Origin of the sequence: Ferrimonas sediminum (assembly GCF_900100175.1) — a bacterium.
GTDB classification, from domain to species: Bacteria; Pseudomonadota; Gammaproteobacteria; order Enterobacterales; family Shewanellaceae; genus Ferrimonas; species Ferrimonas sediminum.
The window spans coordinates 1-25,284 of record NZ_FNEM01000019.1 but is presented as its reverse complement, the minus strand read 5'-3'; the positions used below and the strand labels follow the sequence as shown (position 1 = coordinate 25,284).

Genomic DNA, 25,284 nt, shown 5'->3' with positions numbered 1-25,284 from the left:
AAAAAAAGCGGCAATGCCAGGCATGCCGCAACAAGGGAGATTATTTGCCCATTAAAACCATTTTGACGCCAGGGATTGCCCCTCAATCCTAAGCTGATCGTACTTCTGCAACTGCGGCACCTGCTCCATCAACTGGTCCTCCATCTCGTCCAGTTGCTGCCACTGAGTGCAGACCTGCTCGGCCCAGGCTTCAAACTGCTGCTCCTGACCTTCGAACTGCTGCTCGATCTCTTCCCCCATGCGTTCCATACGCTGACCAAACTGCTCCATCTTCTGTTCGAAGCTGCCACTGTCGCCGCTCATCATCTCCGCCCCCAGTGTCATCATCAGGCTACCCATGGACTGGCTGATAGCCTGCTCCAGTTGCTGCTCGAACTCTTGGTCGAATTGATCGCCAAACTGCTCAAAGTCGCCGGAAACGACCCGATAGGAGCCATCCTCCCGCGCCACTTTTTGATTCACTGACTCGGCAATGGTGTCCATCATTCCCTGCAGGCTGGCGGCATCAATGCCCATCTCCTGCAGTTGCACCGAAATGGTGTCCAGCGCAACCCCGGCCATTCTCAGCGCCTCATCCACCAGCTCCATGGTTGCAGGCATCTGCCGGTAATAAGCCTGCTGAAACTGCGACAAGGCCTGACGCTGATCGCCATCCAGATCCTGAACCTTGCCATCGATGATCAGCTCGCCGCCTTCATAGCGATACAGGGTTTTGCCCTGTTCCTGCAGTTCGAGCACGCTGTCACTGACAATCAGGTCATGGTTAAAAGAGAAGTTGCACTCGCTGGCGTTGGCCGCGGCACAAAACAGGGTAGAAGAAAGAAGTACAACGCCAACCTGGCCCGATAATGTCATCGCTCTGCTCCATAAGTGTGAACTGAGTAATACAATGCCAGAATCAGGCCAAGAATTTTAAATCAATTAAATCAGAAACTTAGTTGATTCATGGGTACGGGGAAAATGAAAAATGACCACAATGTGGTTGAAATAACCATCCGTTGACTGGTTAGAATATCGATCGACCCAGGCGCTTGGCCAATAGCTCCAGCATGCGGGTGCCCGCCAGTGAATTACCGGACTCATCCAGTTCAGGAGACCAGACGCAGACGCTCATCTCTCCGGGAATCACCGCCACGATGCCACCACCGACCCCGCTTTTTCCCGGCATGCCCACCCGGTAAGCAAACTCCCCGGCTCCATCATAGAGACCGCTGGTAGCCAGCAGGGCGTTGATCTGGCGACTGTGGCGCTCGCCTATCAGGCGCCGCCCCTCCAGGCACACCCCTTTATTAGCCAGAAAGAAAAAGGCTCTGGCCAGATCGGCACAACTCATGCGGATGGCGCAATGGTTAAAGTAGCTCTTCATCACTTCATCAACGTCATTTTCGAAGTTGCCGAAGGACTTCATCAGATAGCAGATGGCTGCGTTGCGGGCCGAATGATCATACTCGGATTTAGCCACCATCTTGTCGGAATAGATATTGGGATTTCCCGACAGCTCCCGCACCAGCTCCAGCATTCGGTGCTTAGGCGCAGACAGCCGTCCCTGCAACATATCCGCCACCACCAGGGCGCCGGCATTGATAAAGGGATTACGGGGAATGCCGTGCTCAAACTCCAGCTGAACCAAAGAGTTAAACGGATTGCCCGATGGCTCTTTGCCTACCCGGCTCCACATCTCCTGCTCCTCGTACAGGGTTATCGCCTGCACCAGAGAAAACACCTTGGAGATACTCTGAATGGAAAACGGCTCCAGATAATCGCCAGCCCCAACCACCCCGCCACCGGCACTGCATATGGCAATGCCGAGGCGATTGGCCGACACCCCGGCCAACGCCGGAATGTAATTGGCGACATGACCCTGCCCGATTAAGGGCAGGGCTTCGGCGTGGATGCTTTGCAACAACGCCTTATCGGGCATTATCCCCACCAGATGTCGTACAACTCGGAGGTTTTAACATCGCTGACCGGCTTATCGGCGAAGAAGGTTTCAATGGCCTGGCGGTGAGCCTCGGTGCACTTACCCAACTTCTGAGTGCAGATGATGCCATCCCACTCTTTATGGCCACCACCGGAGAAACCCAGTGCCTGCGGTTCAATCACTTCGGCAATCAGTTGATCCACCAGAGCATCGATCTGCTCTTCACTGACCTCATCATTGAATCGCCAGCTCAAATCAAAGCCCAGTTCCTGGAACTCGTCGATACGCATCTTCTTACGCAAACGACGGCTACGGTTCTTGGCTGTTGGAATCATGGTCATCGGTGTCTCTCCTACTCGCTACGGGCGAAAATCAAATCCCAAACTCCATGGCCCAGGCGCTGGCCTCGAGCTTCAAATTTGGTCAATGGTCGAAAATCCGGACGAGGCACAAAGGTCCCGTCGGCGGCGGTGTTGGTAAATCCGGGCGCTTCGCTCATCTCTTCCAGCATATGCTCAGAGTAATGCTCCCAGTCGGTGGCCATATGGAACACGCCGCCGACTTTCAGTTTACGGCGCACGGTTTCAATAAACTCAGGCTGCACGATACGACGTTTGTGGTGGCGCTTTTTGTGCCACGGATCAGGGAAGTACAATTGAACCCGATCCAACGACTCATCTTTGATGCAATCGGACAGAATTTCGACAGCATCGTGCTCAAATACCCGCAGGTTTTTCACCTCCTGCTCCTCGGCGGCCATCAGGCAGGCGCCGACGCCGGGGCCGTGCACCTCAATGCCGATAAAATCTTTATCCGGTTCGGCCGCCGCCATTTCCACCAGCGACTTACCCATACCGAAGCCAATTTCCAGCACCACGGGAGCGTCACGGCCAAACTCTTCGGCCATATCAATCATGCCGTCACCATGCTCTAACCCCATGGTAGGCCAGTAGATTTCCATTGCCCGGGCCTGACCCTTGGTCATTCGCCCTTCCCGTTTTACGTAAGACCGCACACGGCGGTGATGCTTGCCCTCAGGCAGCTCTGGCTTTTGCTCTTCAGTCATCTCAACCTTCTCGCGATATGCCTCAGGCGTTACACTGTGACGCCGAAAAGCGGCAATTGTAATTTAGGTAGATATTCGATGGAAGCGAGCATGAAACCATTTTCTGAAAGGGTGATTGAGTGGTACCAGCTCGCCGGGCGTAAAACGCTGCCCTGGCAGCAGCAAAAGAGCCCATACAGAGTATGGATCTCAGAGATTATGTTGCAACAAACTCAAGTCACTACAGTGATCCCCTATTACCTGAGATTCATGCAGCGCTTTCCGAATATCGAGTCCCTGGCCCAGGCCCCGGTCGATGACGTTCTGCACCACTGGACCGGACTGGGGTACTACGCCCGTGCTCGCAACCTGCACGCCGCAGCAAAACGGATTCAGGCGGAGCATCAGGGCCAGTTTCCCACCGACATAGAGCAGGTCATGGCCCTGCCGGGCATCGGCCGCTCCACCGCCGGGGCGGTGCTGTCGCTGTCACTGGGGCAGATCCACCCGATTCTGGATGGCAACGTCAAACGGGTGCTGGCCCGCCACCGGGCCATTGGTGGCTGGCCGGGGAAAAAAGCGGTGGAGAATTCGCTGTGGCAAACCTCCGAACAGTTCACTCCCACCGAAGGGATTCATGCCTATAACCAGGCGATGATGGACCTGGGCGCCATGATCTGCACTCGCAGCAAACCCGATTGTCAGCAATGCCCTCTCAATCAGGATTGCCGCGCTTATCTTGCCAACACCATCGCCGAGTACCCGGGAAAGAAACCCAAGAAGGACAAGCCTGAAAAGCACTGCCTGCAACTGATTCTGATCCATGACAACCGTGTGCTGCTGCAGCAACGGCCGCCGTCAGGGATCTGGGGCGGACTGTGGTGTTTCCCTCAGTTTGAGGATCGGCAGCAACTCGAGGACTACCTGCAGCAACACCGGCTCGATAATGACTGTCGGCCACTGACGGCCTTTCGCCACACGTTCAGCCACTATCACCTGCACATTCAGCCCCTGCTGCTGAAGCTGGCCTCGACCACCGGCCTGATCGCCGAGTCGGGTCCGCGCTGGTTTAACCTCAATGAGCCGCCGCAGGTAGGGCTGCCTGCCCCCACCGAAACCCTGCTGACGAAACTGGCGACCGGCGGGCTAAGTTAGTTTTCAGACCGCGAATTTGGTATAAAGACAACAATCAATCTGCTAAGGATACGACCATGGCACGCACCGTATTTTGCCAATACCTGAACAAAGAAGCTGATGGCCTGGATTTTCAGCTGTACCCGGGCGAACTGGGTAAAAAGATCTTCGACAACATATCCAAAGAAGCGTTTGGCTTGTGGCAGAAAAAGCAGACTATGCTGATCAACGAGCACAAGCTCAACATGATGAACCCGGAACACCGGCAGATGCTGGAAGGACATATGACCGCCTTCCTGTTCGAGGGCAAAGACGTCGAAATTGAAGGCTACCGGCCGCCAGAAAGCGAATAATAAAACAGCCCGCATTGGCGGGCTGTTTTGTTATCAGATGGCCCGGGTCTGAAACAGGGTCCGGGTCGCCACCAGTCCCAGCGATAGCCAGGCCAGCATCAGCAGCAACATCAGCCCGAAGCTGAAACTGGATGCGGTCACCACGCTGAGTACCCCTACCACCGAGTCGTGCCCCACATACAACAGATTAGACAGCCGGAACAGATCCACCGGATTGGCCAGAATCAGCCCCTTGACCCACAGCTCTCCGCCCTCGGCGACGATCATCGCCAACAGCACCAGGTCGTACAGCAGCACCAGCAAAAACCACAGCAGCAGACCCACGGCCACCGCCCGCCCCTTAGTGCTGACCCACAGGCTGACCAGATAACTCAGCAACAGGAATACCCAGGACAACAAGGTGGCACTGGTAATAAACAGCACAAACGCCGACATCACTGCCGAAGCCTGCTCGGCCCCCATCGTCACCCCCATGGCAATCGCCGTCACCCCAAACCCCAACAGGCAGGTCACCGCCAGAATGGCCCCCTGACCGATGAATTTTCCCAGCAACAGCTGACCGCGGCTTATGGGATAGGAGAGCAGCAGCAACAGGGTTCCCCCCTCCTGTTCGCCGACAAAGCTGTCATGCCCCAATAACAAGGCGATCAGCGGGATCATAAAGGCAGCCAGGGTCGCCAGAGCAGAGATGGTCGGCGCCAGTTGCGGCGCCACCAACTGGCCATTCACAGCCGAGCCCAGAAACGCCACCGCCAATGACAACAAGGCGAATATCAGCGAAGCAAACAACAACCAGCGATGGCGAAAGCCGTCGATAAACTCTTTATGGGCAACAATCAATACCGGGCTGGACATCAGGCCACCTCCTCAGCCAGCGCCTGATGCTGGCAGTCGTGATAGATCTGCGGCAACGACGGTGGCAACACATTAAAATCGAATACACCATGGTGGTGAATCAGCCTTTCCAGCAGGGGCTTGCGCATGCCATCCGGAACCATAAACGCCTGTTCCGCCGGGTCGTAAAGCGCCGCCAGCTGCATATCGTTCCCGGCCAGCCGCTCCGCTCCCGCCACTTCGACCCGGGTCGGCAACCGATGCTTCTGCCGCAGCTCCCAGATGCTGCCCTGTGCCACCGCCCGGCCCTTGGCCAGAATCAGGGCACTGTCCAGGTGCTTGTCGATCAGCGTCAGTTCATGAGTACAAATAATCACCGCACAGCCCTGCTGCCGTAGGCCGGCCACCTGCTGATACAGCATCGTCGAGGCCTGGGGATCCAGGCCGACGGTGGGTTCATCGAGGATCAACACCCTGGGCTTGGCCAGTATTGCCTGGGCCAGCCCCAGCCGTTGCCGCATCCCCTTGGAGTAGGTCCGGACCTTGCGAGACTGTGCATGGGCCAATTGCAACTGCTCCAGCACCTCCTCAACCCGCTGGGCTCCGATCCCTCGAAGGCGGGCAAAATAGGTCAGCAACTCCAGTCCGGTAAGGTTGTCATACAGGCTGACGTGTTCCGGCAGGTAACCGATAGAGAGCCCGGCACGATTGGCCGCCAGCGCCGGGTCCTGTCCCAGCACCCTGACCCGGCCCTCATCGGGCCGGTTGAGGCCGAGAATAAGCTTTATCAGGGTGGTCTTGCCGGCCCCGTTGTGACCGAGTAACCCCAGCAGCTGCCCGTGCTGCAGCTCCAGGCTGACCCCGTTTAAGGCGTTGACTCCGGAAAAACGTTTTACCGCGCCACTGACGGTTACTGCACTGTCTGTCATTGTTCATTGCTCCAACTGGCTGGCCGTTGCGGCTGCCATTGCCATTGCGGCACCATCTTAGGCCGGTGATCGCTGATCCCGGCACTGTCTGCGGTTTGAAATTGCTGTTCCAGCCAGCGCAGGACGCTGACCACCGGGCTGTCCATCAAAAACCGCCCCTCCGGATAGATCCAGAACAGCCGATCCAGGGCATCATTGGGGCGATAACTCTGATCGCCGATGCCATCGCCATCCAGATCCCAGCCGGAGTAGCTGCTCCAGAAATTACCCACCCCGCGGTGGCTCCAGTCCAGCACATGCTCACCGACGTACTTCACCTGCACGGTGTTATGAATAAACAGGTTGTCGTAGATGAGGTTACCCTCGCCTCCCATGGCCATGGAGATGCCTATCTGCGAAGACTGAAAGTGATTGCTGCTGACCTCGTTGTCACGGGCGCCATAGATAAAGACCCCCTTGCCCTCGCCATCAAACATGTCGGCGGCCCTGGGGTTAGACACCCTGGCCACATAGTTATGCCGAACCACGGAGTCGTTGGTGATATTGAGCAGCACGCCGAACTCGATGGCATCACGAACCCGGTTGCCGATGACCTCGATGCGCTGCGACCCCATGATGGCGTAGCCTCCCACCACATCCCAGCTGTCATTGCCGCTGGCCACTGAGTCTTTGGCGTACATGTAATGGACCGGATACTGCTGTTCGCTCATGCGGTTATCATCGATGACCACCCCGGAACAGGACTCCACATAGACGCCGTCACGGCCGCCAATCAGCCGGTTATTGGCAATGCGGGCAGAGCCGGTCCCTTTCAGATAGATGCCGTCGCCCCGCTCGATCACCCGCAAGCGGCGATCCCCTTCGATGCGATTACCCAGCAGCTCAAACTCCTCGCCCTTATCAAACCGAATCCCGAACCCGGGACCGTCAAGACGGGAATTGGTTACCTGAATACGGGATACATCACGGCCGCGAATGCCGGCATCGAGCTGGTACAGATCCGCGCCCCAGTTACGAATGGTCAGGCCGTCGATGCGAACATCATCACTGGCTACGATGATGGCGCTGCCCTGGCCGCCGGCATCGATAATGGCGCTGGCCGGACCGCTCAAGGTAAGAGGCTTGTCGATATGCAGTTGAGTACGGTACAGCCCGGGAGCAAGCGATAACCGATCCCCGGCACCGGCCTGCTGCAACGCTTGCTGCAGCTGCGACACGGTAGAAACAGAAAAATGAGCGGCTTCACCGGTGTGAGGGAGAGACAGTAACAGACAGAATGCCCACAACAGCCATTGAGATAACCGGAAGCCGCTCGAAATCATCGCCAACCCTTAATGTTTGTGCCCATGGCCGGCCATGGTGCCAAGGTTATCCAGGGTCAGCTGGTCAAAACGCAGCACCTTGCCACCGTAGGAGTTGGCAAAAGCGTTGGCCACATTTTCAGAACTGAAACTCGCCAGAGTTGGGCCCATAGCGCCATGGCGGGAGGAGCCGGCCACGTACCAGGCCTCGTGGGCATCCATAAAAGCCGAGTCGGCAGGCTTATCCCAGTCGGTCTGGGCCAGGTCATGTACCCAGACTTGCGTCACCTGACGCTGGTTCTGGGGCTGAAGAATGAACTGGAACAAATCGCCGGTGGAGCAAAATGCCATCGCCGCCTGCTGCCCCTTGAGCTTAACCACCCCTTTCGGGCCAGGGTAGCGGGTAATGAACATGCCACACTGATGACAACGTCGCTGTTCATCGATGTGGGTCACTGCGGCCTCTGAAGCCGCAACGGTGGTGGACTCCGCCTGTGACTGACCACAACCGGACAAAACGAGTGCAACTAGTAAAAATGGCAAGATTCGCATAACAACTCTCAATACGTCAGGGGGAGGAGACCTCCCCACTATTTGATAATCAGATGGTGTAGATCTGACCGGCATACAACAGGAATAGACGCAGGCACATCATGCCACTCACCACGCTGCCTCCTGTCAGATAGAATGCCTTGGCGGAATGCGCAAATCGTTGACCGAATGCAAAATTCACGACCAAAGGCAGGACAAAACCGAGACCTACAACACCAAACCAGAACAGGCCGGACCAACCGCCCTGAGAGAACGCCCCGGTGGCGGCCTGACTGGTGGCATCACCAAAAATCAAACCGCTGAAGAGCATAAACAGGAACATCCCTTCCACCGCCATGATCGGCCACTCGGCGCCATGCAACAGCTGCATCTCACTGCTGTGAAGCGGCTCTTTGAACCAGGTCACCGCCACCATCTTGGCCATCGCTGTTCCCGCAGACAGACCGGATACGATAAACAGCGCCGGCAACAGTGAGGTGTTGATGATAGGGAAGCTGATAAGGGCCGAGATCAGGAAGCCGGTATAGGCACAGACCGCCACAGCCAGCACCAACGCCAGCATCTCCATCGGCCGGCGCCAGGCCAGCAGACGATCCAGCCACGGAACCAGCCAGGCCAGCGGCACAATCGCCACCAACTCATCCCGCAGGGCAATGGCCGCCATAACCGCGGCCAGAGGGATGTACACCATCAACACGATCACCCCGAGGGACATCACCGAGTTCAGGTTGTAGTAAACAAGAATCTTCCAGAAAAACAGTGGATTGGTAAGATCCAGCACCAGGCATAACATCCCCAGGCAGATAGTGGCAAACGCCACCAGGGTGGCCGCCTTCAGCAATGGGGTGTTGCTCTGCTGCTGTTTATAGAAACGCAGCAGCAAAGCCACGCTCAGGGCGCCACCGGAGATACCGGCAAAAAACAGGTACACGGCAATAGGCCAGGGCCAGGCGATGCCATGGGTCAGCCCGGTGGAAAAATCGATTCCATTCATAATGATTACACCTCAGGCTTGGTAATGGCGATGTAGTGCAGGCTCGGCTCAGTACCGAGATGCGGCTTAATCCGACTGGTATTTTTCACCGCCAGCAGTTTACTGACGTAGGAGTCCGGATCATTGGCATCACCGAACACCAGGGCTTTGAACTTGCACTGCGAGACACAGCCAGGCAGTTCACCTTTGGCCAACTTGCTGTGAAGGCAGAAATCACAGTTATCGGCAACATCGGTTTCCTCATTGATATAACGCACCTTGTAAGGACAGGCGGCGATGCAGTATTTGCAGCCGGCACACTTGTCGGCGTCCATGGTAACAATACCGGTCTTAGGGTCGCGGTAGGCGGCGCCTGTGGGGCAGACCATCACGCAAGGCGCATTCTGGCACTGCTGACACGACACCCGTACGTATTTGCGCTGGCAATTACATTCGGTCTTGCCGCAGGTGGGGCACACCGCTCCCGGCTCACGATCGCTTTGTCGCTCCAGGGTCAGCCTCGCTACCCCTTCCGGCAGGTGATTGGCCTTGTTGCAGGCCTCTTTACAGCGACCACAGCCCACGCACTTGCTCTGGTCGAACAACATCACATAATGTGCTCCGGACTCGGCCACCGTGGGATCCGTCGATCCACACCCCGCCGCCGCCAGAGCCAGAGAGCCGGCGCCCATGCCCTTAAGCAGGTTCCGTCTCGGTAAATCGATGTGTTTCACATCATCCTCCAACCATCTCTATCGTTATTATCTGCTGCGTCATCGCCGCCCCCAGGCTCAGGGCTGACCAGTCAGTATTTTTGCCTGTGCACGGGTTAGGGCATTGCCGATGGCCCGTCTCTGAGCCAGGCCGACATCGCCTTGCAACAGCCGCTGCCAATGCTCAATAGCCAGGTCATACTGACCCTGGCGATAGGCATGGCTGGCCAGCAACTCCCGTGCCGTAAACTCGGTGTCATCCCGCTCCAGCGCCGTTCGGGTCAGGCTTTTCACCTCCGGCGTCAGTTGGCGTCCGTCGCGGTAATACAGATATTTTGCCTTCAGCCCCAGCAAGCCGGCGCTGGCACCGGACTGTGCCAGCAGCGACTCCAGTACGTTAACCGCTTCGGCATACTTTCCACCGGCGGCATAGTCCTCCACCAATCGCAACTGAGCCTGAGGATCCTGAGGATGTTGCTCGGCACTCAGCCGGCTCTGATTGATGGCGGCCTGAAGCAGGTAGTCGACCCGAACCTGGGGAGTAGCACGATTCCAGTCTGAATAGCGCCCCAGGTGCCAATACAACAGCAGGGATGAGAAGATGAGAAAGGTCAGCATAATAAGGGGAGTCCCCTTGATTATCGGAGCGCGGCCTGGGCCACCGGCAACACCGGTTGGTGCCTTTGCGTTGCCGATAGCGGGCAACAGTGCGGTCAGCCGCAGGTGATAGCCGATGATGAAGGAAGTCACCACCAACAGCACCACACTCATTGCTACAGCCAGGCTAATCATATCTGTCCTCTGCCCTTCCCGGATTCGAATCGACGTAATCGGATTATTTCTGATGGAACATGCCAGACATGCCGGCATTACCCATACCCATTCCCATGCCTTGATGGGCCTGGCCGGGCTTGTTGGACTCGATCAACTCGATCTCAAACACCACCGCCGCACCGCCGGGAATCACCCCCATGCCTTCGGTGCCATAAGCGAGTTCCGCCGGAATGGTAAAGCGATAGGTTGAACCAATGGGCATCAGTTGCAATCCCTCTTCCCAGCCAGCGATGGAGTTAATCAGCGCCACCTGTTTGGGTTCGCCCGCTTCGTGGGTATCCTGAAACACCGTGCCGTCGATCAGCTGGCCTTTGTAGTGCACGGTAACCGCATCTTCGCGGGCCGGCTTGTCACCCTGACCCTGCACCAGCACTTCGTACTGCAGGCCGGACTCCGTCACCGATACTCCCTGTTTGGCGCGATTTTCATCGAGGTAATCCACCGAGGCCTGCGCCACCTCAGCCACCAGAGCGTCTCGGCGCTCCTTTTTCACTTCATTTAGCACTTTGGCCCGGGCATTGAGCACGTCCACCAAAGCGTCGTTATCCAGCTTCAGGTCGCCATTTACCGCATCGGTAAACCCCTGAATGATCTGCTCCAGCTCCACATCCAGACCGAACTCTTTCTGAGTCACGATTTGGCCATTGAGGTATTTCCCCAATGACGCGCCGATGGCGTAGGACTCTTCATTGAGCGTCTGCTCCTGTTTGGCCACAACCGAGGCGCTGAAACAAACGGCCACAGCCAGGGAAATCATCATTGGTTTTGCAATCATTTTCATCACGTTCTCTCTTGAACTCGGGAGTTAGGATCAGGGTTATGGCTTTTCGGTCGGGCGTCCTGACATTCGCCACCCATAGATGCCGTCAGGCATCTGTCTGACGTTGGTGTAACCCAGTTGCATCACGGAAAACGCCGCAATCTCACTGGCATTGCAAAGACGATTGGCACAGTAAAAAATCATCTGAGCGTTTTTGTCTTTTGGCAGCAGGGACTTCCAATCTTCGGTAAAGAAATGAACCGCTCCGGGAATGAAGCCTTCGGCCCACAGCTCAAGGGTATTTACATCAAAGAAGTACACCTCTTTGTTACCGACCAGCTGTTCCGCTTCCTGCATGCTGATGTAGTTCAGTTCCATCCGGTAATCGTCGGCAGGCCGTATCTCATCGGCGCCACCGGCCAGCGTCGACGGGGCCAGCAGAGCCAAAGCCAGAGTCGCCGCAGTCATGAGTCGTTGCATAGTCAGTTCCTTAATTCGCCCCCGGCATTACGCCGGGGGCACGTCGGTATTACTGGTTGTAACCGGCTTCATCCATGATGGCCTGAGCTTCCTGAACGTAGATCCAGGCATCACTCATCATGCGTTTCGCCAGAGCCGGACCATGGACACCCCAGGAGCCATCTTTCTCTACCTTGGCGGCGGCCTCACGGGCCTTATCAACCATCATCAGCACCTTGGCCTTGTCAGAGACCGACAGGCGGGTCACATTCATCAGCTCATCAATACGGCTGATCTGCTTCACCACCTTGGCGTGAGTCTCTTTAACCGGCTCCTGCCACTTCATCACTTCACCGTAGATCTCAAGCTGATCTTCGAAGTGCAAGCCTTCATCCAGTTCAGACTGGAACTGGCTGTGGCAGCCTTTGCCGTTGACCACCGTCAGATCCAGCGCCGAAGTCCGGGCACAGGTCCACATTAGATCCAGGTAGGAGTAACCCTCTTCGTCCTGAGCGACTGTCCAGCCTTTGGTGGTCGCCTTGCGAGGCAGCCCTTCCGGCGGGTTCAGGGTCTTCTTGGTCGGAGAGACTTCGATGTTCCAGATGTGGGAAGCACGGACGTTGTCGAAACCAGCCTGATCGTTGAACTGAATCGCGGTGAACTTCTCGCAACTGCCCATGTTTGGCATGTGGCAAGAGGTACAGTCGTTGTCGCTGTGAGGCGCCGAAGACTTGTGGAACTCAGCCTGGGCCTGGTGACAATCGGCGCAGTCCTTCTTGATCTTGGTCTTGGTGAAGCCTGACAGGTAGTTGCCGTCGGTCACTTCATGAGGATCGTGACAGGTGGAGCAACGCATACCTTTGTCATAGTGCTTGGAGTTGAACATCTGACCACCCTCGGTACCACAGGATGGGCAGGAGCCCTTCATCTTCACACTGAAGGCATCTTCCGGCTTGGCATTCGGGCCTTCGGCCATCTCAGCCACGTAGTTGAAGCGCTGGTGACAACGTTCACAGTTGGATGGCATGCCGCCGCCGACGCCGCCATCCAGGTGGGCACCGGCGCCGTGACACTCTTCACAGGAGATGCCTTTGGAGATGGTGTGTTCACGCAGTTTCTTCGGATCGCCGAGGGCGTCGAAAAACTCCTGCTTGTTCTGGAAGTCGAACTTAAAGGTGTGGCACATCTCACAGTAGGAGGAGGCCGGTTGGAACAGGAACTCTTTATCCTTCTTGGCACCATAGGAGTTCACCCCCCAGGTGTCGGAGCCGGAGTCGCCAAACTCCTCCATGGTGGCCGGGAACTCAGGAATCACTTCCTTGATTTCACGGGCCTTTTCTGGAGTCAGGAAGGTCAGCCAGTTGACAGAGAACTGGTTACCACCGGCGTGCAGGGTACCGGTGCCGTCTTTCAGCAGGCCATCTTTTACGTGGTAGGAGCCGCGCACCAGCCAGGCATCAATGAAGCCGTACTTGGTTCGTGGAGTACCGATGACCGCGTAGATGGAGTCTTCGGTGATGCCCTCAGGCAGAATCGTCACATCGGTGCCGAACATCCCCTTACTCAGATCGCCACCGACCTCTTCCATCTCATCAGGGAAGCGAACCACTTTGGCGTGGCGGGAGCGTTTCCACTTCTCGTACTGAACGCCGTGACACTCGCCGCACTTTTCAGGACCGATAAACTTATTGGGGTAATCCAGAATCGACTTGGCACCCAAGCGATACTGAACCGCCATCGGGCGACCGCTCTTGGCACTGTAATCCTCGGAGTTACCTGTGTGCAGATACTCTTCACCACGATCCGAGATGTGCGGTTTGCCCACCATACGGCCTTCCGGAGCATAGGTCTTGAAAACCGGGTGGTTCTCAAACAGGAAGTCCCACAGCTCTTTCTCCTGCACAATGTAGTCGTGCAGGCTCTTTACGCCCTTCTTCTCCTCAGTGCCATCGGGGTTACCCATGATCATCTGAGCCTGAGGCGATTGTTTGTAGCCTTGACTACTCTGAGCCGCATCGGATGCAGAGGCAGAGCCTGCCGCACCAACACAGATCAAGGCGGCCAATGACGCCTTCAATTTCCAGCCTTTCATCATTATCTCCTACAAAAGGTTATTGTTCCTTGCCTGATGCAGCCGTTCTTATTGAGGCCGGCATCGGTTTCGAATCAATTCAATTCAAGAAACGAGGCTATAAGACCAGAATAGGGCCGAAGGAAACCGGAGCTTAACCACAGTCACCATTCGCTTTAGAACTCAAACCTTGCAGTCAAAAACAAAGCCAAATAAAACCAATTAATTCAACTGGATAAAAATAAATAAAAGTCATTTAATGATGATTAAATAGACCTTTTGGCCGCTCTTTTGCCGGCAAAAAAGATCAAAAAGCCGAGCATAGCCATGGTCACTTCGAAGATTTCAGATTTGTGCGATCACGGTCACTGCAACAAAAAACCGCGCTTCCCCGAAGCGAAGCGCGGTGGTCACGCGGCGGAGCCTGACACTCCTGTTGGTGACGCTTAAATGGAATAGATCTGGCCAGCGTACAGCAGGAACAAACGCAGGCACATCATGCCGCACACCACGCTGCCTCCGGTGAGGTAGAAGGCGCGGGACGAACCGGCAAACCTCTGCCCAAACGCAAAGTTCAGCAGCAGAGGCAACACAAATCCCAGTCCCACCACGCCAATCCAGAACAAGCTGGACCAGCCGCCCTGTGAAAATGCGCTCATGGCCGCCTGGCTGGTGGCATCACCAAAAATCAGACCACTGAACAGCATAAACAGGAACATCCCTTCTACCGCCATGATCGGCCACTCGGCACCGTGCAGCAGCGTCATCTCCCGACTGTGCAGCGGCTCCTTGAACCAGGTCACCGCCGTCATCTTGGCCATTGCCGCTCCGGCGGACAGCCCGGAGACGATAAACAGCGCCGGCAACAACGAGGTGTTGATGATGGGAAAACGAATCAGCGCTGAGATCAAAAAGCCGGTATAGGCGCACACCGATATGGCCAGCACCAACGCCAGCTTCTCCAGCGGCCGCCGGGTGAACATCAAACCATCGAGCACCCCTTTGAGCCAGCCCAGCTGAGGGATGGCCAGCAGCTCATCCCGCAGGGCAAACGCCGCCAGCAGCGCCGCCACAGGAATGTAGAACAGCAGCACAATGACCCCGAGGGACATCACCGAGTTCAGGTTGTAGTAAACCAGTATCTTCCAGAAAAACAGTGGATTGGTCAGGTCAAGCACCAGGCACAGCATACCGAGACAGATGGTGACAAACGCCACCGCCGAGGCCGCCTTGAGCAGCGGGGTGTTAGTGGTCTGCTTATGGAACAACCGGATCAACAGGGCGATGCTCAGAGCACCTCCGGAGATGCCGGCGAAAAACAGATACACCGCGATGGGCCAGGGCCAGGCAATGGCATCACCAAGACCGGTAGTAAAATCTATGGCAGTCATAATGGTTAAACCTCTGGCTTGGTAATGGCGAGATAGTGCAGGCTCGGTTCGGTACCGAGGTGCGGCTTGATTCGGCTGGTATTTTTTACCGACAGTAGCTTGCTGACGTAGGAGTCCGGATCATTGGCATCGCCAAACACCAGAGCCTTGAATTTGCATTGCGACACACAGGCAGGCAACTCCCCTTTGGCCAGTTTGCTGTGCAGGCAAAAATCGCAGTTATCGGCGACCTGAGTATCCTGGTTGATAAACCGGGCCTGATAGGGACAGGCCGCGATGCAGTATTTGCAGCCGGCGCACTTATCGGCGTCCATGGTCACAATGCCAGTTTTGGCATCTCGATGGGCAGCCCCGGTAGGACAGACCATCACACAGGGCGCTTTCTGGCACTGCTGGCAAGACACACGGACGTACTTGCGGTCGCAATTGCACTCGGTTTTACCACAGGTGGGGCACACCGCCCCAGCCACCCGATCACTCTGGCGCTCCAACGTCAGCCTGGACACCCCTTCGGGCAGATTATTGGCCTGGTTACACGCCTCTTTGCAGCGGCCGCATCCCACACACTTGGTCTGGTCAAACAGCATCACATAGTGGGGTCCTTTGCCGTCCTGGGCGCCCGGGTCCGTCGAACCGCACCCGCCCGCCAGAACCGCCACGGATCCGAGCCCCATGCCCTGAAGCAGGCGTCGCCTCGGTAACATCATGTCGTTCACATCATCCTCCAACCATCTCTGTTTTTATGGTCGCGGTCCAAATCAGTCGCTAAGGCTGCTGTCTGGCCGCTAATTGCTTGGCCTGGGCGCGAGTAATGGCACTCTCAATAGCGCGACGATATGCTCCGCCATTGCCGCTATCGAGAATGACCTGCCAATGTTCAATGGCCGTGCCATACGCCCCCTTCCGGTAGGCCTGGGTGGCCATGAACTCACGGGTGGTCACATCGGAGTTGTCCAGCTTCAGGGCCTTGGATACCGCCGCCAAAGCTTCGTTGCCGAGCTTCCTGTTATCCCGGTAGTACAAGTACTTCGCTTTCAAGCCAAGCCGTTGAGCACTCTCCCCATCCAGGGAGATCAGCTGTTCTATCACCGTTACGGCGTCGTCATATTTGCCACCGGACGCGTAGCTGTCGGCCAGTTGCATTAAGGCATCCGAGTCCTGAGGCCGGGTGTCGGCCTCCATCCGGCTCTGATTTATGGCTGCTTGCAGCAGGTAATCGACCCGATCCTGAACCACGCCGCTGTTCCAGTCCCCATAGCGCCCCAGTTGCCCATACAACAGTGAGGATGAGAGGATGAGACAGATCAGCATCCATGCCAGCCACCAGGGTGACACGGTGATGATCCCAAAGGGGGGCTCTTCGGCTCCTGACTGGCACTGACGCCGAACATGACGATGACTCAACGTCACGGTCACGGTCGTAGCCAGCAACACCAGTGCCAGAACGAGAGATAAGCTATTCATACCGGACAACCACCTTGCTCAGGTTCGAATCGATTCCCACAACTTATTGATGAGTCAGGATTGGTGAGGTCACCATCCCCATGCCCATACCCATACCTTTACCCATGCCCATGCCTTTACCCATGTCGACCCCTTCATGCGCCTGACCGGGCTTTTTGGTTTCGATCAGTTCGATTTCGAAGATCACCGCAGAACCGCCGGGAATCGCGCCCATCCCCTCCTGGCCATAGGCCAGTTCGGCAGGGATGGTGAATCGATAGGTCGACCCCACCGGCATCAGTTGCAGCCCCTCTTCCCAGCCGGCAATGGAGTTAATCAGCGCGACCCGCTGCGGTTCGCCGCTTTCATGGGTGTTCTGGAATACGTTTCCGTTGATGAAGGAACCTTTGTAATGCACCGTCACCGCATCCTCCCGGGCCGGCTTAACGCCCTCCCCCTTGACCAGCACCTCATACTGCAGGCCGGAGTCGGTGACGCTGACACCAGGCTTGTCGCGGTTGCTGGCAAGGTAGTCCCGCGACTCTTCGCTTAACTGCTTCAGCAACGCCGCCTGACGCTCATCCTGGCGAGTGTTCAACAACTGTGCCCGGGCATTCAGCACCCCGACCAAAGTGTCGTTGTCCATCTTCTCGACCCCATTGATGGCGTCATTGAAGCCGGCAATCAGCGATTCCAACTCCACATCCAGTCCAAACTCCTTCTGACTGGCCATCTGCCCAGTCAGATATTTGCCCATGGACGCGCCGATGGCGTAAGACTCTTTGGCCAGATCCTGCTGCTCGGCCCGGACACCCGCACTGAAACAGGCACTGACCGCCAAAGACACCAATAAGGGTTTGATAATTAACTTCATAATCTGATCTCTCATTCGTTCATTTCAGAGGATTCTGGGTTAAGGTTTTTCCACCACTCGACCGGACATGCGCCAGCCGTAGATGCCGTCGGGCATCTGCCTGACGTTGGTGTAGCCCATCTTCATCACCGCGTAGGCCGCAATCTCACTGGCGTTACACAGGCGGTTGGCACAATAAAAAATCAGCTGGGCGCCCTTGTCTTCCGGAAGCAGCGACTTCCAGTCTTCGGTAAAGAAATGCACCGCACCGGGGATAAACCCTTCGGCCCACAGCTCCAGCGTATTTACATCAAAAAAATAAACGTCTTTGCGGCCCACCAGCAGCTCGGCTTCCTGCATGCTGATGAAGTTCAGCTCCTGCCGGAACTCTTCGGCTGGCCGAATCTCATCGGCACCGCCGGCCATCAGACTCAGGGGAGCCATGGATAACAGCGCCACTAATACAATTCCCATTCCTCGCATGGTGTGCCTCTCTTGCTGCTCAAAGAAATCTGCCCCCGGCACACCGGTGCCGGGGGCAATCGCTGTTACTTGCTGTCGTAACCGGCGTTATCCATGATGGACTGCGCTTCCTGAACGTAAATCCAGGCATCGCTCATCATGCGCTTGGCCAACGACGGACCATGAACACCCCAGGAACCGTCTTTCTCCACTTTGGCCACTGACTCACGGGCCTTGTCGACCATCATCAGTACTTTGGCTTTTTCGGATACGGACAGGCGAGTGACGTTCATCAGCTCATCGATGCGCTCCAGCTGCTTAACCACCTTGGCGTGAGTCTCCTTAACAGGCTCCTGCCACTTGGTGACTTCACCGTAGATCTCCATCTGGTCTTCAAAATGCAGCCCTTCATCCAGCTCGGACTGGAACTGGCTGTGACAGCCCTTGCCATTAAGAACGGTGCGGTCCAGCGCCGAGGTACGGGCACAGGTCCACATCAGATCCAGGTAGGAATAGCCATCCTCATCCTGAGCCACAGTCCAGCCCTTGGTCTTGGACGTACGCGGCTTGCCTTCCGGCGGATTCAGCGTCTTCTTGGTTGGGTGAACCTTGATGTTCCAGATGTGGGAGGCACGAACGTTGTCGAAACCAGCCTGATCCGGGAACTGAATGGCGGTGAACTTCTCGCAGCTGCCCATGTTCGGCATGTGACAAGAGGTACAATCGCTTTCGCTGTGCGGCTTGGAGGATTTGTGGAACTCCGCCTGCACTTCGTGACAGTCGGCACAGTCCTTCTTCAGCTTGGTCTTGGTCACACCAGACAGGTAGCTGCCATCGGTCACTTCATGAGGATCGTGACAGGTGGAGCAACGCATGCCCTTGTCATAGTGTGCAGAGTTGAACATCTGACCACCCTCGGTACCGCAGGATGGACAGGCGCCCTTCATCTTCACCGTAAAGGCATCTTCCGGCTTGGCATTCGGGCCTTCACCCATCTCTGCCACATAGTTAAAGCGCTGGTGACAGCGTTCACAGTTAGACGGCATGCCGCCACCGACACCGCCATCCAGGTGGGCACCGGCACCATGACACTCTTCACAAGCAATGCCTTTGGAGATGGTGTGCTTACGCAGCTCTTCCGGGTTGCCAAGGGCGTCGAAGAACTCCTGCTTGCTCTTAAAGTCGAACTTGAAGGTGTGGCAAACCTCACAGTAGGACGCTGCTGGCTGGAACAGGAACATCTTGTCCTGCTTGGCACCGTAGGAGTTCACCCCCCACACATTGGAACCGGAGTCGCCAAACTCCTCCATGGTGGCCGGGAACTCAGGAATGACCTCTTTGATTTCACGGGCCTTCTCTGGGGTCAGGAAGGTCAGCCAGTTAACAGAGAACTGGTTGCTGCCCGCGTGCAGAGTACCGGTACCATCTTTAAGCAACCCGCCACGAACGCTGTAAGAACCACGCACCAGGTAGGGGTCGATATAGCCATACTTGGTCCGTGGGGTTCCGATCAGGGCGTAGATGTAATCCTGAGTAATCCCCGCAGGCAGCAGAGGCACATCGGTGCCATACATGCCTTTCTTCAGATCACCACCGGCTTCCACAACCTCTTCCGGGAAGCGAACAGTTTTGGCGTGGCGGGAGCGCTTCCACTTCTCGTACTGAACGCCGTGGCATTCACCACACTTCTCCGGGCCAATAAACTTGTTGGGGTAATCCAGAATCGATTTGGCGCCCAGGCGATACTGAGCCGCACTGGGGCGACCAACCTTGGCGCTGTAATCTTCAGAGTTACCGGTATGAAGGTATTCTTCGCCACGATCCGAGATGTGCGGCTTACCCACCATGCGGCCTTCCGGCGCATAGGTTTTGAAAACCGGGTGGTTCTCAAACAGGAAGTCCCACAGCTCTTTCTCCTGAACGATATAGTCGTGCAGTGACTTAACGCCTTTTTCTTCCTCGGTGCCATCGGGGTTAGCCAATATCATCCGAGCCTGAGGCGACTGTTTATAGCCCTGGTCACTTTGTGCGGCATCAGAGGCATGGGCTGAACCCACTGCTCCAACGCAGAACAAGGCGCCTAAAGAAGCCTTTAATTTCCAGCCTTTCATCATTATCTCCTACAAAAGGTATTTTGTTTCCTGCTAGGTGACGCCCTTTATTCGAAGCTTTGTCACCAATTCAAGTCTGCTAGTGCCAAGAAACGTAAATAATGAAAACAGAAAGTTACTGGATAAATGTGGAACTGACGCACAAATTAACTTCAGTTTTTTTCGGACCCTAAAGTCCCGCCCAAAATTACCAGCTAATACCCAACAAAACAAAGACCTATGAAAAATACAGACAGGTTCTGAGCTGATGCTTTAATAGGTTTTTTTATTAAACAAAAGAGGATAAAAAAAGATAAAAAAAGAAAATCACCGAAGAATAACCAAGAATAAAAAACATAATCACATCTAAAAAGACCTCAGGGTAAACAGTTTCGAATTCCACCCGAATTAATTACTTTCTTTGGTCACACTTTTAATTAATGTCTGCGGCACCGTCATTTCATCAATGCTAAGGTAATTCTATCCGTTCAGCTCCACGCTTTTCTGTATCTACCCACGACCTTGAGAGGCCAGTTGTGATTCCTGAAATCGGTCACTTTCTGCTTATAATCGCCACCTCCTTGGCGCTGTTGATCGCCAGCTTTAGTCTGTTTTGGGGGCGGCCAATCGAAGCCTACCTGGCGCGCATGACTCAGCCTCTTACTCTGTTAATGGCAGCTTGTGCCCTGTTGGCCACCGCCACTCTGGTGTACGCATTTCTGATCAACGACTTCTCAGTTGCCTATGTGGCTCATCACTCCAATACCCATCTGGCTTGGTACTTCAAAGTCGCGGCATTATGGGGAGGGCATGAAGGCTCAATTCTGTTCTGGACTCTTGGATTAACCGTCGTGACTGCCAGGGTGGCTGGCTGTCATCACTACCCCAACCGCTTTGCTCCCCGAGCCAGCAATGTGCTGGCGATGCTGAGCTTTGGCTTCCTGCTGTTTGTGCTCTTTACCTCCAACCCGTTTTCCCGGTTACTGCCGGATGTGCCGGTGGAGGGACGGGATCTCAACCCCATGCTGCAGGACATCGGTCTGATACTGCACCCCCCCATGGTATTTCTCGGTTATGTGGCGCTAACTGTACTGTTTGCCGGTGCCATCACCGCACTGCTCAGCAACGGTAGCCATCGCGGCGACAGCGGCTGGTTTCGTCGCTGGAACCTGACTGCCTGGTTCTTCCTGACTCTGGGCAACCTGTTCGGCTCATGGTGGGCCTACAACGAACTGGGTTGGGGTGGCTGGTGGTTCTGGGATCCGGTAGAAAACGCCTCGTTTATTCCCTGGCTCATCAGTTGCGCATTACTGCATACCCTGCACCTCAACCGCAGCCAAAATGCCATGACCCTGACCACCCTGCTGCTGTGCCTGTCTGGCTTTAGTGTCAGCCTTATCGGCACCTTTTTGGTTCGCTCAGGGGTCATCCAGTCGGTGCACGCCTTTGCCGCCGATCCCAACCGCGGCATGGGCATTCTGATCCTGCTGCTGGCCGCCATCATTCCCGCCTTGGTGGTGTTTGCCCTGCGGGCGCCCGGAATGAAGCGGGGTAGCGCCCTCACCGGTGGCAGCAATCACTGGTTGGTCATGGTGGCGAGTCTGCTGCTGATAACCGCGGCATTCTCTGTGTTGCTGGGAACCTGCTATCCATTTATTTTCAGTGCAATGGGACTTGGCAGCATCTCTGTCGGTGCCCCCTATTTCAATACCGTTTTCATTCCCATCGTCAGCCTGTGCGCCGGCTTGCTTGGCTGGGTTACTCTGCCCCAGGCAACCTGGACCACCACTAAGAAAATCACCTTGGCGATGATGGTTATCTTGGCCGCCAGCGGCTTAAGTCTGTATCAGGACAGCAGCGCCCCCCTGTGGATGTGGCAAGGTTTTGTATCTGCCTTCTGGATCGGCAGTTGCCTGCTCATTGGCGCGGCCCACCACTTCAAACACGCCCGGTTGCGCCTGAACCTGCCCTCAACCCTCGCCCATACCGGTGTTGCAGTCTTTATTCTCGGCGCGACTGTTCTGTCCAACTTTGAGCAGGCCGCCATGGTCAGGATGGGGCCGGGCAACGGCAAGGTTGTTGCTGGCCTGACCGCGATATACGAGCAAACGGATCGGGTAGAACATCGGTCCTACAGCGCCATGCAGGGTACCGTCCGTATCGAAGACAGCCGCGAGCAGACACTGACTTACCTGTATCCACAGAGACGCACCTACATGGACGACATGAGCGAAATGACCATCGCCGGGGTCTATCACTCCCTGTTGTCTGATCTCTATCTATCCATGGGGCCGGCGGTCAGCGACAGCGAATACCTGGTACGCATCAGCTACAAGCCCTGGGTTCGGCTGCTCTGGATTGGCGGCTTAATCTGCGCCTTTGCCGGTGCTCTGGCCTGGCGGCGAACGCATCGCGAAACCCATCGGGAGTGCCCCCTATGCTGAAATACCTACCATTGGTACTGGCACTGCTTACGCCACCGCTGTTCAGCGCCGAACCACTCAGTGGCGTCGAGTTGCATCGCGCAGTCAATGCCATCGCCGCCGACCTGCGCTGCCCCTCCTCGGTGAATCTTAATGTGCTGGAGTCTGAGGCCCCCATCGCCTATGAGCTCAAAGGCCAGATTGCCGAGCAGCTGAACCAGGGCAAAAGTCGCAGACAGATCATCGACTTCCTGGTACAGCGCTACGGCGAACAGATTCACTACCAGCCAGCCCTCAATGCCGGCACCGCCATGCTGTGGTTGCTGCCGCTGCTGCTGGTCACCACCATCCTGCTGATACTGATGTGGCCTCTGCTCCGCCGACGCCACACTCAACACTGAAAATGGACTCCGCTATGAAACTACGTCCTCTCCTGCTGTCGCTCACCCTGGCAGCCTGCAGCCTGCCCATCCACAGCCTGGCCTCAAACCTGCCAAAGGTATACCCGACCGGTGATCCCATAGAAAAGCCGATGATCATGACGAAGTTTGTGGAGTTCAGTAACGCCCGCAAGCCACCGGAACTGATCTTCGACGACCGTCAGGGCAAGCCCGTCTCCATGAACCAGTATCAGGGTAAAGTCACCCTAATCAACATCTGGGCCAGCTGGTGTGGCCCCTGTATCAAAGAGTTGCCCGCCATGCGCCAGTTGGAGCAGGATTACGCTCACAAGAACCTGAAAGTCGTGCCCGTTTCCATCGACGAATTGTCACCGGATGAGGTGTATAACGTTCTGGCCAACTATCAACTGGACGACATCGACTCTCTGTTCGATAAAGAGCACAGCATGAATGGCGTGATGCCGGTCAATGTGGTTCCGGCCACCTATGTCCTTGACAGCAATGGCAACTTGGTCGGCTTTGTGCGCGGTTATCTGGACTGGGAAGACAAAGACGTCGCCCCCTATCTGGATCAGTTGATCGACAAATACACCCACCTGAACCCCATCACCCCATAACCCGGATTTGCAATCAAAAAAGGCGGCCATGGGCCGCCTTTTTGTTTATCAATACCGTTTTACATCGCCATGGTGGACTGCTTCATCCAGGCCACAGTATGGCCATAGAACGGAATCACCCAGGCTGCCGAGTGCTCATCCTGATAGAAACGGTAGAAGTACAGTGCCTCATCCGACAGACTCTGGCGACGCAGTTCACGGTAATATGGCAACGCCGCCGGGGTCACGACCTCAGGTTTGTGCAGATTGCGAGAGTTGGTCGACACCTTAAACACATCGATTTTATGGTCGCCGATATAGGCGTCATAACGGACAAACTCGCCCTCGAAGTCGTACTTGATGGGTGACGTTTTGCAGTCCTGATCGGTCACGCAGAAAGACGCGAAGAACATCCCTTTGGAATCGTCTTTGTACACAACCGAGATATTGTGGTCGACCCTGACCAGCAGTTGGTCATTACGGGGGAAGTACATGTCGGCGCTGTACATATGCTCCGTCAACTCCCCTTGATGATAAGGGATGGTCGGCAACTCAATGCGGTTGTAACGGATCCGCTGCTCCATGATCTTGGCCAGCTCGAAAAACACCGGCAGATCCATCTTCACTTTTTCAGTGGTAGGGAAATTGATATTAATGATGTCTTTCCCGGCACACCCCTTCCCGTCCTCGAATCCCGGACAGATAGAAATAGAATCCGTTTTACCATCGGTTAAGGCAAACGCCTTATAGTCGGCAATTACCGGCTGCACATAACCGCTGCCAAAATGGCGCTGCCAGCGGGCCAGTTCAGCATTGGTGGCCTGGGATGACGCCAGTACATCCGTCTGCCCCTTCGCGTTACCAATCTTTAATTTGCCCGACTCAATCCATACCCAATCATTTAGGCTGTTACTGGCATGAATTCTAGGAAATTGCAGTACGAATACCATCCCCACGACCAACAGCACTGTAATGGCTATCAAAGCCATTCTGGTTCGCTTGGAGCTGGGAGCTGGCAGCTCCCCTGGAGAGGCCATTGCCGCCGTAGGGGCAACATTCAGGCTCTCGTCATTAATCACCACTTGATAGCCACGGCGAGCCACCGTCTTTAAACTGAATTCAGGATAAGGCTCAAGCTTTTTTCTCAAGGTACTAATGCACTGAATCAGCGAGGACGGCGCCACAACCCGCTCCGGCCACCCCACTGATAATAAATCTTCCTTGGTGCAAATTTCATGCTGTCTGACTACAAGGTGATGCAATACTGCCGACTCTGCAAAAGAGAGCTTCACCTCATCGCCGGAACGCTGATCAATCAAACACAGATGCTGATTGTCCAGCACAAGATAACTTGTTAGCTGCAAATGTTTCACCACGGCTGCCTAGTTCAATTTCGTAAAAAAGAGTTAGTCGTTTTTACTCTCGATTTTGGAGCATCGAACGCTCCCATAGACCATTATGCCAACAGAAAAACCACTATCCTGTGATGGTTTTCGCAGAAACTAAGTCGCTGTAAAATCAATATCTGATAGTTCCATAAATGAAGCCCCCTTTCCTCCTGAAAATCGCTCTCACCCCCAATGAAAACGGAGGTTTTTTCAGCAAACGGAGGCGAGGTAACTAAAAAAGTTTGACTGCAACTGCGCAAACCCGTTTAATACGCCCCGTCGCCTCGATAGCTCAGTTGGTAGAGCAGGGGATTGAAAATCCCCGTGTCCCTGGTTCGATTCCGGGTCGAGGCACCAT

26 protein-coding genes and 1 tRNA gene are annotated in these 25,284 nt (G+C 55.6%); 6 read left to right on the top strand and 21 right to left on the bottom strand.

The genetic code is table 11. The features are described from left to right. Nucleotides 1-51: 51 nt before the first annotated feature. The 4 genes from BLT77_RS17010 to trmB all read right to left on the bottom strand — a co-directional run bounded on the left by BLT77_RS17010 (nt 52) and on the right by trmB (nt 2,987). A complete protein-coding gene (locus tag BLT77_RS17010; RefSeq protein WP_090367634.1) occupies nt 52-855 on the bottom strand; it encodes a DUF2884 family protein in 804 nt (267 codons plus the stop codon). Between the two features lie 151 nt (nt 856-1,006). Beyond that, on the bottom strand, nt 1,007-1,921 hold the full coding sequence (gene glsB, locus BLT77_RS17005; RefSeq protein WP_090367632.1) for a glutaminase B: 915 nt from the start codon (nt 1,919-1,921) through the stop codon (nt 1,007-1,009). Next, nucleotides 1,921-2,262 (bottom strand): YggL family protein, encoded by a 342-nt coding sequence (locus tag BLT77_RS17000; RefSeq protein ID WP_245709986.1) that lies wholly within the window; start codon nt 2,260-2,262, stop codon nt 1,921-1,923. The genes glsB and BLT77_RS17000 overlap by 1 nt, the downstream gene beginning before the upstream one ends. An 11-nt stretch (nt 2,263-2,273) precedes the next feature. Beyond that, nucleotides 2,274-2,987 (bottom strand): tRNA (guanosine(46)-N7)-methyltransferase TrmB, encoded by a 714-nt coding sequence (trmB, locus tag BLT77_RS16995; protein WP_090367630.1) that lies wholly within the window; start codon nt 2,985-2,987, stop codon nt 2,274-2,276. A 90-nt stretch (nt 2,988-3,077) separates the two neighbouring features. On the opposite strand from trmB, the gene mutY reads away from it, so the two are divergent. Beyond that, nucleotides 3,078-4,121: an A/G-specific adenine glycosylase gene (gene mutY, locus BLT77_RS16990; protein WP_090367628.1), complete on the top strand. Its 1,044-nt coding sequence runs from the start codon at nt 3,078-3,080 to the stop codon at nt 4,119-4,121. 56 nt (nt 4,122-4,177) lie between these two features. Next, nucleotides 4,178-4,453, top strand: a complete 276-nt coding sequence (locus BLT77_RS16985; protein ID WP_028114193.1) for an oxidative damage protection protein — start codon at nt 4,178-4,180, stop codon at nt 4,451-4,453. Between the two features lie 33 nt (nt 4,454-4,486). Here BLT77_RS16985 and BLT77_RS16980 read toward each other — a convergent pair whose 3' ends face one another. The 16 genes from BLT77_RS16980 to BLT77_RS16905 form a co-directional block, all read right to left on the bottom strand. After that, on the bottom strand, nt 4,487-5,308 hold the full coding sequence (locus tag BLT77_RS16980; RefSeq protein WP_090367626.1) for an ABC transporter permease: 822 nt from the start codon (nt 5,306-5,308) through the stop codon (nt 4,487-4,489). Further along, a complete protein-coding gene (locus BLT77_RS16975; protein ID WP_090367624.1) occupies nt 5,308-6,216 on the bottom strand; it encodes an ABC transporter ATP-binding protein in 909 nt (302 codons plus the stop codon). Before BLT77_RS16975 ends, BLT77_RS16980 begins: the two co-directional genes overlap by 1 nt. Continuing rightward, nucleotides 6,213-7,538, bottom strand: coding sequence for a nitrous oxide reductase family maturation protein NosD (gene nosD, locus BLT77_RS16970; protein ID WP_090367622.1), 1,326 nt, complete (start codon nt 7,536-7,538; stop codon nt 6,213-6,215). The genes BLT77_RS16975 and nosD overlap by 4 nt, the downstream gene beginning before the upstream one ends. Before the next feature lie 9 nt (nt 7,539-7,547). Then, nucleotides 7,548-8,069 (bottom strand): nitrous oxide reductase accessory protein NosL, encoded by a 522-nt coding sequence (locus tag BLT77_RS16965; RefSeq protein WP_090367619.1) that lies wholly within the window; start codon nt 8,067-8,069, stop codon nt 7,548-7,550. Between the two features lie 49 nt (nt 8,070-8,118). Beyond that, nucleotides 8,119-9,063, bottom strand: a complete 945-nt coding sequence (gene nrfD, locus BLT77_RS16960) for an NrfD/PsrC family molybdoenzyme membrane anchor subunit (RefSeq protein ID WP_090367618.1) — start codon at nt 9,061-9,063, stop codon at nt 8,119-8,121. A 5-nt stretch (nt 9,064-9,068) separates the two neighbouring features. Continuing rightward, complete coding sequence (locus BLT77_RS16955; RefSeq protein WP_090367616.1) at nt 9,069-9,734, bottom strand: 4Fe-4S dicluster domain-containing protein; 666 nt, start codon at nt 9,732-9,734, stop codon at nt 9,069-9,071. 99 nt (nt 9,735-9,833) lie between these two features. Then, nucleotides 9,834-10,547 (bottom strand): tetratricopeptide repeat protein, encoded by a 714-nt coding sequence (locus BLT77_RS16950; protein WP_143026669.1) that lies wholly within the window; start codon nt 10,545-10,547, stop codon nt 9,834-9,836. 43 nt (nt 10,548-10,590) lie between these two features. Continuing rightward, complete coding sequence (locus tag BLT77_RS16945) at nt 10,591-11,349, bottom strand: FKBP-type peptidyl-prolyl cis-trans isomerase (RefSeq protein ID WP_245709985.1); 759 nt, start codon at nt 11,347-11,349, stop codon at nt 10,591-10,593. A 57-nt stretch (nt 11,350-11,406) separates the two neighbouring features. Then, nucleotides 11,407-11,829 carry a rhodanese-like domain-containing protein gene (locus BLT77_RS16940; protein WP_090367610.1) on the bottom strand — a complete coding sequence of 141 codons (423 nt, stop codon included), beginning with the start codon at nt 11,827-11,829 and terminating at the stop codon, nt 11,407-11,409. A gap of 49 nt (nt 11,830-11,878) precedes the next feature. Next, nucleotides 11,879-13,900, bottom strand: a complete 2,022-nt coding sequence (locus BLT77_RS16935; RefSeq protein WP_090367608.1) for a cytochrome c3 family protein — start codon at nt 13,898-13,900, stop codon at nt 11,879-11,881. Nucleotides 13,901-14,325: 425 nt separating this feature from the next. Further along, complete coding sequence (gene nrfD, locus BLT77_RS16930; protein WP_425431745.1) at nt 14,326-15,270, bottom strand: NrfD/PsrC family molybdoenzyme membrane anchor subunit; 945 nt, start codon at nt 15,268-15,270, stop codon at nt 14,326-14,328. Between the two features lie 5 nt (nt 15,271-15,275). Then, nucleotides 15,276-15,977 carry a 4Fe-4S dicluster domain-containing protein gene (locus BLT77_RS16925; protein WP_090367712.1) on the bottom strand — a complete coding sequence of 234 codons (702 nt, stop codon included), beginning with the start codon at nt 15,975-15,977 and terminating at the stop codon, nt 15,276-15,278. A gap of 58 nt (nt 15,978-16,035) precedes the next feature. Continuing rightward, the gene (locus BLT77_RS16920; RefSeq protein ID WP_090367605.1) at nt 16,036-16,734 is read right to left on the bottom strand and encodes a tetratricopeptide repeat protein; all 699 of its coding nucleotides are present in this window, start codon (nt 16,732-16,734) and stop codon (nt 16,036-16,038) included. Between the two features lie 43 nt (nt 16,735-16,777). Continuing rightward, complete coding sequence (locus BLT77_RS16915) at nt 16,778-17,587, bottom strand: FKBP-type peptidyl-prolyl cis-trans isomerase (protein WP_176819364.1); 810 nt, start codon at nt 17,585-17,587, stop codon at nt 16,778-16,780. Nucleotides 17,588-17,626: 39 nt separating this feature from the next. Continuing rightward, complete coding sequence (locus tag BLT77_RS16910; protein ID WP_425431744.1) at nt 17,627-18,040, bottom strand: rhodanese-like domain-containing protein; 414 nt, start codon at nt 18,038-18,040, stop codon at nt 17,627-17,629. Between the two features lie 74 nt (nt 18,041-18,114). Next, nucleotides 18,115-20,139: a cytochrome c3 family protein gene (locus BLT77_RS16905; protein ID WP_090367599.1), complete on the bottom strand. Its 2,025-nt coding sequence runs from the start codon at nt 20,137-20,139 to the stop codon at nt 18,115-18,117. A 515-nt stretch (nt 20,140-20,654) separates the two neighbouring features. On the opposite strand from BLT77_RS16905, the gene BLT77_RS16900 reads away from it, so the two are divergent. The 3 genes from BLT77_RS16900 to BLT77_RS16890 are packed head-to-tail and all read left to right on the top strand — an operon-like array spanning nt 20,655 to nt 23,559. Continuing rightward, complete coding sequence (locus BLT77_RS16900; protein WP_176819363.1) at nt 20,655-22,562, top strand: heme lyase CcmF/NrfE family subunit; 1,908 nt, start codon at nt 20,655-20,657, stop codon at nt 22,560-22,562. Next, nucleotides 22,556-22,942, top strand: coding sequence for a cytochrome c-type biogenesis protein (locus BLT77_RS16895; RefSeq protein WP_090367595.1), 387 nt, complete (start codon nt 22,556-22,558; stop codon nt 22,940-22,942). The genes BLT77_RS16900 and BLT77_RS16895 overlap by 7 nt, the downstream gene beginning before the upstream one ends. 14 nt (nt 22,943-22,956) lie before the next feature. After that, nucleotides 22,957-23,559, top strand: a complete 603-nt coding sequence (locus tag BLT77_RS16890; RefSeq protein ID WP_090367593.1) for a TlpA family protein disulfide reductase — start codon at nt 22,957-22,959, stop codon at nt 23,557-23,559. Nucleotides 23,560-23,618: 59 nt separating this feature from the next. On the opposite strand, the gene BLT77_RS16885 is transcribed toward BLT77_RS16890, so the two are convergent. Next, entirely contained in the window at nt 23,619-24,911 is a 1,293-nt protein-coding gene (locus tag BLT77_RS16885; protein ID WP_176819362.1) for a transcriptional regulator, read from the bottom strand. Nucleotides 24,912-25,207: 296 nt separating this feature from the next. Between BLT77_RS16885 and BLT77_RS16880 the strand changes: the two genes are divergently transcribed. Beyond that, nucleotides 25,208-25,283, top strand: a tRNA-Phe gene (locus tag BLT77_RS16880). Nucleotide 25,284 lies beyond the last annotated feature (1 nt).

What these genes read in the sequence shown, in the direction of transcription:
- BLT77_RS16940 (WP_090367610.1), bottom strand. Translation starts at nt 11,829, where the DNA reads ATGCAACGACTCATGACTGCGGCGACTCTGGCTTTGGCTCTGCTGGCC.
- BLT77_RS16920 (WP_090367605.1), bottom strand. Translation starts at nt 16,734, where the DNA reads ATGAATAGCTTATCTCTCGTTCTGGCACTGGTGTTGCTGGCTACGACC.
- BLT77_RS16950 (WP_143026669.1), bottom strand. Translation starts at nt 10,547, where the DNA reads ATGATTAGCCTGGCTGTAGCAATGAGTGTGGTGCTGTTGGTGGTGACT.
- BLT77_RS16905 (WP_090367599.1), bottom strand. Translation starts at nt 20,139, where the DNA reads ATGAAAGGCTGGAAATTAAAGGCTTCTTTAGGCGCCTTGTTCTGCGTT.
- nrfD (WP_425431745.1), bottom strand. Translation starts at nt 15,270, where the DNA reads ATGACTGCCATAGATTTTACTACCGGTCTTGGTGATGCCATTGCCTGG.
- BLT77_RS16955 (WP_090367616.1), bottom strand. Translation starts at nt 9,734, where the DNA reads ATGGGCGCCGGCTCTCTGGCTCTGGCGGCGGCGGGGTGTGGATCGACG.
- BLT77_RS16965 (WP_090367619.1), bottom strand. Translation starts at nt 8,069, where the DNA reads ATGCGAATCTTGCCATTTTTACTAGTTGCACTCGTTTTGTCCGGTTGT.
- glsB (WP_090367632.1), bottom strand. Translation starts at nt 1,921, where the DNA reads ATGCCCGATAAGGCGTTGTTGCAAAGCATCCACGCCGAAGCCCTGCCC.
- BLT77_RS16890 (WP_090367593.1), top strand. Translation starts at nt 22,957, where the DNA reads ATGAAACTACGTCCTCTCCTGCTGTCGCTCACCCTGGCAGCCTGCAGC.
- BLT77_RS17010 (WP_090367634.1), bottom strand. Translation starts at nt 855, where the DNA reads ATGACATTATCGGGCCAGGTTGGCGTTGTACTTCTTTCTTCTACCCTG.
- BLT77_RS16975 (WP_090367624.1), bottom strand. Translation starts at nt 6,216, where the DNA reads ATGACAGACAGTGCAGTAACCGTCAGTGGCGCGGTAAAACGTTTTTCC.
- BLT77_RS16915 (WP_176819364.1), bottom strand. Translation starts at nt 17,587, where the DNA reads ATGAAGTTAATTATCAAACCCTTATTGGTGTCTTTGGCGGTCAGTGCC.
- BLT77_RS17000 (WP_245709986.1), bottom strand. Translation starts at nt 2,262, where the DNA reads ATGACCATGATTCCAACAGCCAAGAACCGTAGCCGTCGTTTGCGTAAG.
- BLT77_RS16910 (WP_425431744.1), bottom strand. Translation starts at nt 18,040, where the DNA reads ATGGGAATTGTATTAGTGGCGCTGTTATCCATGGCTCCCCTGAGTCTG.
- trmB (WP_090367630.1), bottom strand. Translation starts at nt 2,987, where the DNA reads ATGACTGAAGAGCAAAAGCCAGAGCTGCCTGAGGGCAAGCATCACCGC.
- BLT77_RS16945 (WP_245709985.1), bottom strand. Translation starts at nt 11,349, where the DNA reads ATGATGATTTCCCTGGCTGTGGCCGTTTGTTTCAGCGCCTCGGTTGTG.
- nrfD (WP_090367618.1), bottom strand. Translation starts at nt 9,063, where the DNA reads ATGAATGGAATCGATTTTTCCACCGGGCTGACCCATGGCATCGCCTGG.
- mutY (WP_090367628.1), top strand. Translation starts at nt 3,078, where the DNA reads ATGAAACCATTTTCTGAAAGGGTGATTGAGTGGTACCAGCTCGCCGGG.
- BLT77_RS16935 (WP_090367608.1), bottom strand. Translation starts at nt 13,900, where the DNA reads ATGAAAGGCTGGAAATTGAAGGCGTCATTGGCCGCCTTGATCTGTGTT.
- BLT77_RS16985 (WP_028114193.1), top strand. Translation starts at nt 4,178, where the DNA reads ATGGCACGCACCGTATTTTGCCAATACCTGAACAAAGAAGCTGATGGC.
- BLT77_RS16925 (WP_090367712.1), bottom strand. Translation starts at nt 15,977, where the DNA reads ATGATGTTACCGAGGCGACGCCTGCTTCAGGGCATGGGGCTCGGATCC.
- BLT77_RS16980 (WP_090367626.1), bottom strand. Translation starts at nt 5,308, where the DNA reads ATGTCCAGCCCGGTATTGATTGTTGCCCATAAAGAGTTTATCGACGGC.
- BLT77_RS16895 (WP_090367595.1), top strand. Translation starts at nt 22,556, where the DNA reads ATGCTGAAATACCTACCATTGGTACTGGCACTGCTTACGCCACCGCTG.
- nosD (WP_090367622.1), bottom strand. Translation starts at nt 7,538, where the DNA reads ATGATTTCGAGCGGCTTCCGGTTATCTCAATGGCTGTTGTGGGCATTC.